This is a genomic window from Aquabacterium sp. (assembly GCF_004297345.1).
In the GTDB taxonomy this organism is placed as follows: Bacteria; Pseudomonadota; Gammaproteobacteria; order Burkholderiales; family Burkholderiaceae_C; genus Aquabacterium.
Genome location: NZ_SCTN01000389.1, coordinates 1 through 11926 on the forward strand (window position 1 = coordinate 1; position 11926 = coordinate 11926).

11 protein-coding genes are annotated in these 11926 nt (G+C 62.9%); 4 read left to right on the forward strand and 7 right to left on the reverse strand.

The window, feature by feature from the left end:
• Both EPO09_RS14880 and EPO09_RS14885 read right to left on the reverse strand, forming a co-directional pair.
• The coding region (locus EPO09_RS14880; protein WP_290644110.1) for an asparagine synthase-related protein at window positions 1–421 on the reverse strand (421 nt) is incomplete at its 3' end.
• Between the two features lie 5 nt (window positions 422–426).
• Window positions 427–984: an NUDIX hydrolase gene (locus EPO09_RS14885; RefSeq protein ID WP_290644111.1), complete on the reverse strand. Its 558-nt coding sequence runs from the start codon at window positions 982–984 to the stop codon at window positions 427–429.
• A 320-nt stretch (window positions 985–1304) separates the two neighbouring features.
• Between EPO09_RS14885 and EPO09_RS14890 the strand changes: the two genes are divergently transcribed.
• The 4 genes from EPO09_RS14890 to EPO09_RS14905 are packed head-to-tail and all read left to right on the forward strand — an operon-like array spanning window position 1305 to window position 4632.
• Window positions 1305–2420, forward strand: a complete 1116-nt coding sequence (locus EPO09_RS14890) for a Re/Si-specific NAD(P)(+) transhydrogenase subunit alpha (protein WP_290644112.1) — start codon at window positions 1305–1307, stop codon at window positions 2418–2420.
• A 31-nt stretch (window positions 2421–2451) separates the two neighbouring features.
• Complete coding sequence (gene panD, locus EPO09_RS14895) at window positions 2452–2817, forward strand: aspartate 1-decarboxylase (protein ID WP_290644113.1); 366 nt, start codon at window positions 2452–2454, stop codon at window positions 2815–2817.
• Between the two features lie 39 nt (window positions 2818–2856).
• Complete coding sequence (locus EPO09_RS14900) at window positions 2857–3174, forward strand: NAD(P) transhydrogenase subunit alpha (RefSeq protein ID WP_290644114.1); 318 nt, start codon at window positions 2857–2859, stop codon at window positions 3172–3174.
• A complete protein-coding gene (locus tag EPO09_RS14905; protein WP_290644115.1) occupies window positions 3175–4632 on the forward strand; it encodes an NAD(P)(+) transhydrogenase (Re/Si-specific) subunit beta in 1458 nt (485 codons plus the stop codon).
• Between the two features lie 86 nt (window positions 4633–4718).
• On the opposite strand, the gene EPO09_RS14910 is transcribed toward EPO09_RS14905, so the two are convergent.
• The 5 genes from EPO09_RS14910 to EPO09_RS14930 all read right to left on the reverse strand — a co-directional run.
• On the reverse strand, window positions 4719–5936 hold the full coding sequence (locus EPO09_RS14910) for a glycosyltransferase family 4 protein (RefSeq protein WP_290644116.1): 1218 nt from the start codon (window positions 5934–5936) through the stop codon (window positions 4719–4721).
• A gap of 6 nt (window positions 5937–5942) precedes the next feature.
• A complete protein-coding gene (locus EPO09_RS14915) occupies window positions 5943–7502 on the reverse strand; it encodes an HlyD family type I secretion periplasmic adaptor subunit (RefSeq protein WP_290644117.1) in 1560 nt (519 codons plus the stop codon).
• Window positions 7499–9742 (reverse strand): type I secretion system permease/ATPase, encoded by a 2244-nt coding sequence (locus EPO09_RS14920; protein WP_290644118.1) that lies wholly within the window; start codon window positions 9740–9742, stop codon window positions 7499–7501. Before EPO09_RS14920 ends, EPO09_RS14915 begins: the two co-directional genes overlap by 4 nt.
• 299 nt (window positions 9743–10041) lie before the next feature.
• Window positions 10042–10857: a hypothetical protein gene (locus EPO09_RS14925; protein ID WP_290644119.1), complete on the reverse strand. Its 816-nt coding sequence runs from the start codon at window positions 10855–10857 to the stop codon at window positions 10042–10044.
• A gap of 93 nt (window positions 10858–10950) precedes the next feature.
• Window positions 10951–11926 (reverse strand): GGDEF domain-containing protein (locus EPO09_RS14930; RefSeq protein ID WP_290644120.1); only part of this gene is annotated, 976 nt, incomplete at its 5' end.

Here is an 11926-nt window from a genome sequence, read left to right on the forward strand (position 1 = left end):
CGTTGTCATAGGCTGCATCGGCCACCGAGCGCACGCGGGCATAGTGGCCCGTGGCGATCTTCTCGGCGCCCAGGCGCATGGCGTGGTCCAGAAAGGCCTTGAACTTGATCTCGGCATTGCACAGCACGTCCGGGTTGGGCGTGCGGCCGGCCTGGTATTCGCGCAGAAACTCGGCGAAGACGCGGTCCTTGTAGTTGGCCGCGAAGTTCACGTGCTCGATCTCGATGCCGATCACATCGGCCACCGAGGCGGCATCCAGGAAGTCCTGGCGCGACGAGCAGTACTCGCTGTCATCGTCATCTTCCCAGTTCTTCATGAAGATGCCGATGACCTCGTGGCCCTGTTGCTTGAGCAGCCAGGCAGTCACGGCCGAATCCACGCCGCCGCTCAGGCCGACGACCACGCGCTGGCGTTGTGTCATGAGAATCAGGATGCGCGGTTGTGGGCGGGCGCCGTGAACACGCTTTCGTGCACGGTCAGGATGGACAGCGGGTAGCGCTCGCCGGCCAGATAGGCTTCCAGGCACTCCAGCACCAGAGGGCTGCGATGGCGTTCGGGGCAGGCGCGGATCTCGTCGGCCGTCATCCAGACCGCGCGCACGATGCCTTCGTCCAGCTCCAGTGCCGGATCGGCGTCGCTGACCGAGCCGAAGAAGGCCAGGCGCAGATAAGTGATGTCCTCGCCCGTGCGGGTCCGGCGGAAGCGCGACATGAACATGCCCAGGAAGCCCTCGGGCTCGAAGGTACAGGTTGTTTCTTCCAGCGTCTCGCGGATCACACCCTGCACGGGCGACTCGCCCGGATCCAGATGCCCGGCCGGGTTGTTCAGCAGCAGACCGTCCGAGGTTTCCTCCTCGACCAGCAGAAAGCGACCGTCGCGCTCGATCAGCGCAGCAACGGTGACATTGGGCTTCCAGCGCACCTTGGGTGCGTGGAGAGGCTCATGCTGGGGCGAAGGCTCCAGCAGCAAATCGGCGGTCTTCATGAGGCGGGCATTATCCCTGAATGTCTTGTCAGATGCATGACTGAACGCCCTCGTGGGATACCCCAAGAAGGGGCGTGCCGGGCAGGGTTCGCGCGGCGTGTTCAGCACCCCGTGCGATTTCAGATCTCGAATTTGACAACGCAAAACATCAAATTGAGGGGGTTTGGGGTGTCCGGACAGGCCAAAACGTCCTCTCTGTCGGTTCAAACCCTAGGAAATACATGAACTTTGTGTATGCTGGTGGGTTAGGCAAAGTTCACGCCGGTCGCGCTTGTCATATCAAGTAGCGGCTGCATCATCCACATGTGTAGGAGACTCGGATGCTGATAGGCATTCCCTTGGAGACCCTCGCGGGCGAAACCCGCGTGGCCGTGACCCCGGAGACCATCAAGAAATTGAAGGCTCAAGGCCACACCTTGCGTGTGCAGGCCGGCGCTGGCATTGCCGCCAGCGTGACCGACGAAGCCTATGTGGCCGCCGGTGCCGAGATCACTGATGCAGCAGGTGCCCTGGGTGCCGACATGGTGCTGAAGGTGCGTGCGCCGCAGCCCGATGAACGTGCCCAGATGAAACCCGGCGCCGTGCTGGTCGGTATGCTCAACCCGTTCGACAAGGACGGCTTGCAAGGCATGACCGATGCCAAACTGACCGCCTTCGCCCTGGAAGCCGCGCCCCGCACCACCCGTGCCCAGAGCATGGACGTGCTGTCCTCGCAGGCCAACCTGGCTGGCTACAAGGCCGTGATGATCGCCGCTGACAAGTACCAGCGCATCTTCCCCATGCTGATGACCGCTGCCGGCACCGTCAAGGCCGCCCGCGTGGTGATCCTGGGCGTGGGCGTGGCTGGCTTGCAAGCCATCGCCACCGCCAAGCGCCTGGGGGCCGTGATCGAAGCCTCCGACGTGCGCCCCTCCGTGAAGGAGCAGGTCGAGTCGCTGGGTGCCAAGTTCATCGACGTGCCTTACGAGACCGCCGAAGAGAAGGAAGCCGCTGAAGGCGTGGGCGGTTACGCCCGCCCGATGCCGCAATCCTGGCTGGACCGTCAGAAGACGGAAGTGGCCAAGAAAGTGGCCGCAGCCGACATCGTCATCACCACCGCCCTGATCCCTGGTCGTGCCGCCCCCGTGCTGGTCACCGAGGACATGGTCAAGGCCATGAAGCCCGGCTCCGTCATCGTCGACCTGGCTGCGGCCCAAGGCGGCAACTGCCCCCTGACCGAAGCCAACAAGACCGTGGTCAAGCATGGCGTGACGCTGGTGGGTGAAACCAACCTGCCCGCGCTGGTGGCCGCTGACGCGTCTGCCTTGTACGCCCGCAACGTGATCGACTTCCTGAAGCTCGTCTTCAACAAGGAAGGCCAGTTCAACGTCGATCTGGAAGACGACATCGTCAAGGCTTGCCTGATGTGTCGTGACGGCCAGCTGCTGCGCGCCTGATGCGCGCACGGTGAGCCCTGAGGAGAAAGCCATGCAACGCAATATGCTGCGCGCGAAACTGCACCGCGCCACTGTCACCGAAGCCATCCTGGACTACGAAGGTTCATGTGGCATCGATGAAGACCTGATGGACGCAGCCGACATGAAAGAGTTCGAGTACATCGAGCTCTACAACGTCAATAACGGCGAGCGTTTTGCCACCTACATCATCAAGGCGCCGCGTGGCTCCGGCACGATCTCGCTCAATGGCGCGGCCGCTCGCCGTGCCCATGTGGGCGACCTGCTGATCATCTGCACCTACGCGCCGATGAACGAGGAAGAAGTGGCCAGCTACAAGCCCAAGGTCGTTTTGCTTGACGCAGGCAATGCGATCAAAGAGATCCGCAAGTTCGACTGATCGCCTGACAGACTGATTTCTTACTATCTGGAGACAACGATGGAAGCTTTAGAGCCCGTCAGCCATGTCGTCATCAACCTGAGCATCTTCGTGTTGGCCATCTACGTTGGCTACCACGTGGTCTGGACGGTGACCCCTGCTTTGCACACACCCTTGATGGCCGTGACCAATGCCGTGTCCGCCATCGTCATCGTGGGCGCCATGCTGGCGGCCGCACTGACCGTCACGCCTCTGGGCAAGGCCATGGGCCTGCTCGCCGTGGCGCTGGCGGCCGTGAACGTGTTCGGCGGCTTCCTCGTCACGAGGCGCATGCTTGAAATGTTCAAGAAGAAAGACAAGAAAGCGGGAGCCAAGTAAATGAGCATGAACCTCATCGCTTTGCTCTACCTGTTCGCCTCGGTGTGTTTCATCCAGGCGCTCAAAGGTTTGAGCCACCCGACCACGTCCATCCGCGGCAACATGTTCGGCATGATCGGCATGACGATCGCCGTGCTGACCACGGTTGGCCTGATCCATGGTCAGGCTACCGCGCTGGGTGTGGACTTCGGCCAAGGCATCGCCTATGTGCTGGGTGCCCTGGTGGTGGGCGGCGCAGCCGGCTCCATCATGGCCAAGCGCGTCGAGATGACGAAGATGCCCGAGCTGGTCGCCTTCATGCACAGCATGATCGGTCTGGCCGCCGTGTTCATCGCCATCGCCGTGGTGGCTGAGCCCTACGCCTTCCAGATCGTGGCCAAGCCCATTGGTGATGCGCTGGCGGTGATCCCGGTGGGTAACCGCCTGGAGCTGTCGCTGGGTGCTGCTGTGGGTGCCATCACCTTCTCCGGTTCGGTGATCGCTTTCGGCAAGCTGTCTGGCAAGTACAAGTTCCGCCTGTTCCAGGGCGCGCCAGTGAACTTCGCTGGTCAGCACATGCTGAACCTGGTGCTGGGCCTGACCGCCGTGGCCCTGATCGCCACCTTCATGGCTTCCGACGTGCAACGTCTGGACGTGTTCTTTGCCCTGGTGGCGCTGAGCTTCGTTCTGGGCGTGCTGATCATCATCCCCATCGGTGGCGCTGACATGCCCGTCGTGGTGTCGATGCTCAACAGCTACTCGGGCTGGGCGGCTGCCGGTATCGGCTTCTCGCTGAACAACTCCATGCTGATCATTGCCGGTTCGCTGGTGGGCTCGTCGGGCGCGATCCTGAGCTACATCATGTGCAAGGCCATGAACCGCTCGTTCTTCAGCGTGATCCTGGGCGGCTTCGGCGGCGAGGCCACGGCTGCAGCAGGTGGTGCGCAACAACAGCGTCCCGTCAAGAGCGGCTCGGCTGACGACGCCGCCTTCATCCTGGGCAACGCCGAAACCGTGGTCATCGTGCCCGGTTACGGTCTGGCTGTGGCCCGTGCCCAGCACGCCGTCAAGGAACTGGCTGCCAAGCTCACCGAGAAGGGCATCACCGTCAAGTACGCGATCCACCCTGTGGCGGGCCGCATGCCGGGTCACATGAACGTGCTGCTGGCCGAGGCCGAAGTGCCTTACGACCAGGTGCACGAGATGGAAGACATCAACGGCGAATTCGGTCAGGCCGACGTCGCCATCATCCTGGGTGCCAACGACGTGGTGAACCCCGCCGCGCACGTGAAGGGCAGCCCGATCTACGGCATGCCGATCCTGGAAGCCTACAAGGCCAAGACCGTGATCGTGAACAAGCGCTCCATGGCTTCCGGCTACGCCGGCTTGGACAACGAACTGTTCTACATGGACAAGACCATGATGGTCTTCGGCGATGCCAAGAAGGTTGTGGAAGACATGGTCAAGGCTGTGGAGTGATCTGCGCGCTGCGCCTCGTGTCGGCTGCGTGCTGACACCCTGACAAACCGGGCCTTGTGCCCGGTTTTTTCACGTCTGGGCGCGTGTCACTCTGCTGCCAGCAATCGCCTGAACGCCCGCTCCCCATTTGCCAGGCTGTATCGCTCTCGCACGCATCGCTGTGCAGCGGCCCGCAAGGGCCGCATCGCCGCCTGGTTGTCGATCGCTTCGACCATGCGATCCGCCATGGCCCCGGTGTCAAAGAAATCCACCAGCAGGCCGTTTTCACCGTCGTTGATGACTTCCTGAACGGGCCCCGTGCGTGAGCCGATCACCAGGCAGCCCGACGCCATGGCTTCCAGCATGGACCACGACAGCACGAAGGGGTAGGTCAGGTAAATGTGCGCGCTTGATACTTGCAGCACCTTGCGGTACTGGTCATATGGCAGCTTGCCCATGAAGTGGGTGCGTGCGGCATCCAGCTTGACTTCACGCAGCATCTTCTCGCGCCAGTTGGGCGCATCACCGGGTTTGGCGCCGTAGCTCACGTCGTCGCCGCCCACGATGATGGTGTGGCAGCGCGGGTGGGCGCGCTGCACCTTCTCCAGCGCACGCATGAAGTTGTGGAAGCCGCGGTAGGGTTCCAGATTGCGCGCCACATAGGTGATCACCGGATCACCCGCCTTCACCACGTGGCCGTTGGGCAGCTTGAACTGCGCGCTCGCATCGGGCTGCAGCAGGTCGGTGTCGATGCCTTCGTGCGCCAGTTCGATCTTGGGCAGGTAGATGCCGGGGTGGCGTGAGCGTTGCCATTGCGTGGGGCTCACGCCTACATCGCAGTGTTCCAGGTTGAGCGTATGCAGGGCGTTCCAGGTGCGCAGCTTGGCCAGGGTGTCGAACGAGGTGGGGAACTCGGGGTCGAAACCAGTGTCACTGTGGGGCGTGCCGTAGAACCATTCGCAGAAGTGGATCAGGCGCGCATCGGGGAAGATGTCTCGCACATACAGCGTCTCGCCCCAGCCCGGATGGGCCAGGATGGCATCAGGCCGGTAGCCTTGCTGCTTGAGTTTGATCATCAGCCGCGCCGTGGCCTGACCGTGCAGCACGGCATCTTCCATCTGGCGCAGATAGGGATGGGTTTCCTTGCCCGGCTTGCGCGCGGTGTCGTAGGGGATCCAGCGCACTGAATCCATGCCTGGTGCCGTGCGGCGGCCCATGCCGATCACTTCCCAGCCAGGTTGCGGTGTCCATACGTGGCCAATGCGGCGGAACTGGCCAGGGAAGTTCTGGTGAACGATGAGGATGCGTTTGCTGATCTCGGCCATATTGGATCAACGCTCCCTCAAGCTTTCCTTGGCATACGACTGCACCGGGCTGAGCAGATACTCGATGACACGGCGCTTGCCCGTCTTGATCTCGGCCGTGACGTTCATGCCAGGCGCCAGGCGGATGGGTTTGCCGTCCACGTCGATGGCGTTCTTGTCCAGCGTCAAGGTGGCGGGGAACACAGCGCCACCAGGGGCTGGCACGGTCTTGCCATCCTTGTCGGGCTGCGAGCGGCCAGGTTCCTGCATCACCGCATCGGCCGTGATGGTCGTGACCTTGGCGCTCACGGTGCCGTAGCGCGTGTAGGGGAAGGTCTCCAGCTTGATCTCGGCGGCCTGGCCCAGGTTCACAAAGCCCACGTCCTTGTTCTCCAGCGTGACATCAGCGGTGACTTGCGCCTGCTCAGGCACCACCACCAGCAGTACTTGCGCAGGTGTGACCACACCACCGCTTGTGTGAATGGCCAGTTGTTGCACGGTGCCATCGACCGGCGCCGTCAGCGTGGTCAGGCGTTCGCGCTGGCTGGCCTTGGCGCCCTCAGCTTCAGCCTGACGTGCCTGCAGATCGGCCTTGGCGTGGCGCTCGTTCAAGGTCTTGAGCGTGTCGGCCTTCCAGGCGGTCAAGGCTTGCTCCGCTTGGGCGATGGCGGCCTTGGTCTCTTCGCGGCGAGCGCGGTAGGTGGCCAGATCCTGCTCCATTTCCACGCGGGCGCGGGTGCGGTCTTCGCCGGCATGTGCTGCCACGAAGCCTTCCTTGGCCAGCTTGTTGAAGTCGTCTTCACGTTTTTGCACCATCGGCAGCGTGGCCTTGAGCTTGGCGACCTGTTCACGCACGGTTTCCAGTTCGGCGGTCTTGGTGTCGATCTCGGCCTGCAGTTTGGCCTGCTGGGCCTTGATGTCCTGCCATTCGGCGTCCAGCTGCGTGCGGGCCATGGCCAGTTCCGTGGCGTTCAAACCGCTGTCGGGCTGGCTGGCTTCGGCGGGCAGTGCGGGCGTTTTCACCTTGCTCTTCTTGTCGAGTGCCGCCAGCAGGGCTTGTGTGCGCCAGGCTTCCGACAAGGCCCCGGCGCGCTCTTGTGTCACGCGGCTGTTGTCGGCCTTGGCCGAGGTGGGGTCCAGCTCGATCAGCACCTGGCCGGCCTTGACCTTGTCACCGTCTTGCACCTTGATGGACTTGACCACGCTGGTTTCCAGCGGTTGGATCTGCTTGGTGCCTTCGCTGACCACGATGCGGCCCGGTGCCACCGCCACGATGTCCACCTGACCAAAGCAGGCCCACAGGATGGCCAGCGTGAACAGGGCCACGATGGACCAGATGGCTCGCCGGGGCGCGGGGTGCGGCGGCGTGGCCTGCAGGCTGAGCGCGGCGGGCAGGAAGGCGGCTTCGTCAGCCAGACGGGCCGGGCCGGCCAGTTCATGGCGGTGCACCCAGGCGGCGCCGATCACGGCTTTGTAGTGGCGCAGCAGATCGCCGATGGGGTGGCGTGTCACCTGGTTGGCGCCTGCCTGTGCTGCTGCGGGCTTGCCGGCCTCGTTGTTCACGTCGTTCACAGTCGTGGCGTTCATGGCTGACCCTCCAGCGAGGCACCATCCAGTGGGTTGTTGCCTTGTTGCATGCGCCACAGGTAGGCGTACAGCCCCTTGGGCCGTTGAACCAGTTCATCGTGAGGGCCGGCTTCCACAATGCGCCCCTTTTCCATGGCGATGATGCGGTTGGCATGGCGCACAGCGCTCAGGCGGTGCGCGATGATGATGACCGTGCGGCCTTTGCAGATGTGGGCCATATTGCGCTGGATGATGGCTTCGGATTCGTAATCGAGCGCCGAGGTGGCCTCATCAAAAATCAGCACGCGCGGGTTGGTGAACAGCGCACGCGCAATCGCCACGCGCTGGCGCTGGCCACCGCTCAGGGATGAGCCCTGTTCGCCCACGATGGTGTCGTAGCCTTCGGGCAGTTCGCTGATGAAGTCATGCGCGCCAGCCATGCGGGCCGCGTGGATCACGGCTTCCAGCGGGGCGGCCGGGTCGGCGATGGCGATGTTCTCGCGCACGCTGCGGTTGAACAGGAAGTTGTCCTGCAGCACGACGCCGATCTGGCGGCGAAGCTGGGCCGCATCCACCAGGCTGATGTCGATGCCATCGATCAGCACGCGGCCTTGTTCGGGCACATACAGGCGCTGCACCAGCTTGGTCAGCGTGCTCTTGCCGGAGCCAGAGCGGCCCACGATGCCGATGACTTCGCCGGGGCGGATGTCGATGCCCACGTCATGCAGCACGGGCGCGGCCTCAGGGCGGTAGCGGAAGGTGACCTTGTCCAGGGTGATGCGGCCCTTGACGGGCGGCAGTTGCGCGGCGGTGCTGGGCGGCACTTCAGTGCGGGTGTTGAGGATGTCACCCAGGCGTTGCATGGAGATCCCGGTCTGCTGAAAGTCCGTCCACATCTGGGCCATGCGCATGATGGGCTGGGCCACGCGGCCTGCGAACATGTTGAAGGCCACGAACTGGCCGACCGACATGTCATGGTCCATCACCAGCTTGGCACCGAACCACAGTGTGGCGGCGTTGATCAGCTTGCCGACCAGGTTGATGCCTTCGTGGGCCCAGGTGGCCAGGCTTTGGGTCTTGAAGCTGGCGGACACGTAGCCGGCGAGCTGGTTGTCCCAGCGGCGGGCCATGGCGGGTTCCAGGGCATTTGCCTTGACCGTCTGGATGCCGGTGATGGTCTCTACCAGCATGGCCTGGTTCTCGGCGCCACGGGCGAACTTCTCGTTGAGGCGCCCGCGCAGCACGGGCACCACGCCCAGAATGAGCGCGGCATACAGCGGCAAGCTGATCAGCACGATGAGTGTGAGCGGCACGCTGTAGAGCATCATCACGCCGATAAACAGCACGGAGAACGCGACATCGAGCACCAGCGTGAGGGCCTGGCCTGTCAGGAAGCTGCGGATGTTTTCCAGCTCGCGCACACGGGCCACGGAATCACCCACACGGCGGGCCTGGAAGTAGGCCAGCGGCAGTTGCAACAGGTGGCGGAACAGGCGCGCGCCGAGTTCCACGTCCATGCGGCTGGTCGTGTGGCTGAACACATAGGCCCGCAAGCCGGTGAGCAGGCTCTCGAACACGACCACGACTACCAGACCCATGACCAGCACGTCGAGGGTGGTCAGGCCACGGTGCACGAGCACCTTGTCCATCACGACCTGAAAGAACAGCGGGCTGATGAGCGCAAACAGCTGCAGGAACAGCGACACCATCAGCACCTCGCCCAGCAGCTTGCGGTACTTGACGATGCTGGGGATGAACCAGGTGAAATCGAATTTGGCCAGTGAGCCGGCCAGGCTGGCGCGGCTGGCGGCTAGCAGCAGGTCGCCGCTGCCCTTGGGGGCCCATTGCTGGAGGAAGACATCGATGGGCTCGATGGTGGGGCGCCCGCCCCCTTCTTCGTTCGGGTCCTGAAAGAGTACCCGCTGGCCATCGCATTGGGCCAGCAGCACCCAGCGGCTGTTGCCTTGGGCATCTTGCAGGCGTGCAAGGGCGGGCAGTGGGGCCAGAGACAGGCGCGAGCCTTGCGTGCGGCTGATCTTGGCCTTGAGGCCCAGTTCCTTGGCGGCGCCCAGCAGCTCGGCATCATTGGCCGAGACGCTGGGGCTCAACCCCCGCGAATGCATCAGCGACTCAGGGTCTGCCGCAATGTGATGCAGTCGAGCCAGCAGGCACAGCGCCTTCCAGGGTTGGGGCGCAAGGGAAGGGGGTGGCGCGTCAGGCGTAGGCGCTTCTGCCCCTTCTTGGGCAAGTGGATATGACATGTTGTCCCTGATGTCTTTGGAATGCTCTGGATTATGGGACGAGTCGTTGCCCGTATGCCCTCCCTAAAGAGGGGAGCGAAAACCCCTGCCTGTTACGGACCGTAAGCGGCAGGGGCCGGTCTGCGCCTCAGGCCCAACTGCTGGCCAGCAAGGCCTGGCGTTGCGTCAGATCGGCGAGGGTGCCGTCCTGGTTGCCTTCTCTGCCGATCAGCAGGGCATCCCTATCGCGGCCGGACAGGCGGTCATCGTCCGCGCCGCCACTGTAGCGAATGGCCTTGGTCCAGCAGCTTTGGCATGTTTTACTCCCCCTTTGCCTGGTGGAAGGCCTGTATGTGCGTTATCACCGCTTGACGCAAGGGCTGCCATTGCGGCAACAGGGCGCTTCTGAACTGGATCTGCAGCGACGCTTTCATGGGCGGCGGCAAGGTGCTGTAGAGCGTGCAGGATGCGGATGGGCGTGGTGCGTCCTGGCATTCGATGTAGGTATCGACCAGGCCCTTTTCATCACGGTGCACGTAGATCGTCTGGTGTCGAAAATCCTGGGGCGGGCCGCCTTCCGAGGTGTAGACGCTCAACCCTGCCACCAGCGCTTGCTGTGCTTTCAAGGGAAACTTCCACAGGCCGGGCTGGCTCAGATCGGCCGTCTTGAGTTGAAGGAAGTCGTCGCCCAGATAGCGGTTGGCGGACAGCACACTGACATGCAGCCACATGCTGGTTTCGATCGGGGCTTGCTGACGCCGCAGCAATGTGTCGGGCGTGACGCCCAGCATCTCCGGGTAGAGGATGTCGAACCCGAAACTGCGGATCCATGATGAGCGGGTGTGTGCCGATTGCCGGGTGCCGCGCGCCTCAAACAGTTCGGGGTCGTCGTCGTACTCCAGCAGCTGGGCGAAGGCCGCTGGAATACGTACCGTCACGCTGCCCAAAAGGCCTTCCGCTACGGCTGGCGGGGACTCATGGGCCTGCCAGGTGTCATGCAGTGACAGGCCGCGTGGTACCGAGATGAACCCCCTGGCGATCAGGCTCAGCGAGGTCACCGTGATGATCACTGCAAGCGCGATCAGCAGGCGTCGAGCGAGATTGGATGCGTTGGTGGCCGAGGTCTTGGATCCCATGTAGCTGATGCATTGAAGCGGCTTGCAGTATGGGCAATGCCAACAGCACAAGGCATCCCGCTTTATGGGGGATGAGGTGTCTGTGCGTAACGATCAGATGGGGTTGACGACGACCTGATTTCGCCCGGCATGTTTGCCTTTGTACAAGGCAACATCGGCGCGTTGGATGGCCGTATCGGAGGGCTCCTTGGCCCTCAGTTCGGTCAGTCCCAAAGTGGCTGTGATGGTGATCTCTGCGTCTTTGGTCGGGATGCGCAAGTCAGCGATACCCAGGCGCAAACGCTCTGCGACAGGCAGGGCGGTTTGGGTATCTGCAAAAGGCAGGATGATGAGGAACTCTTCCCCGCCCCAGCGCGCGACGAAATCCATGTCCCGCACGCCAATCTTGAGCACGTCGGCTACAGCTTGAAGGGCCCAGTCACCCATGTTGTGGCCGTAGGTGTCGTTGATTCGCTTGAAGTGGTCGATGTCCACGATCAGCACGGCGCAGGGGTGAGGCTTGCGTTCGCGCAAGGCTTGCTCATGTTCCAGTGCGACCAGGATGCTGCGCCGGTTCATCAGGCCTGTCAGGCTGTCTGTGGTGGCCAGTTCATGCAGGCGCTCTTCGGCCTGGGTGATGAGGTGCACGTACAGCACAGTCAGGCCGCTGAGCAAGGCAATGGTGGTGGCAAGATTAAAACGATGCAGATAGGCCAGTGTGTCCGGTGACATCACGAAATGGGGTGGCGCCTGCCGCCAGTACCAATCCAGAAGCAGGTAGGCCGCGGCAATGGAGCCGGCAAAGGCAATCTTGAACGGCCACTTGTTGACCTGATTGGCCAGATACACGGGAATGGCGATCAACAGGTAGTAGTGAAAGCCGCTCTCCCAGCCCACTGCAACCACAGCCAGGATGGCATGCGCGGCGACTTCCGCGATCATCAGGAACATGGCCGCGCCAACACGGTCTTGCCGCAAGAGTGCGGCCGCCAGCACGTAGGTCAACACGCTGCCGACGTTGACCCACATCATGGGTTCGACCAGGGCCTGGTAGAACAACAAGCCAAAAGCCATGTGGGTGACACCGGCC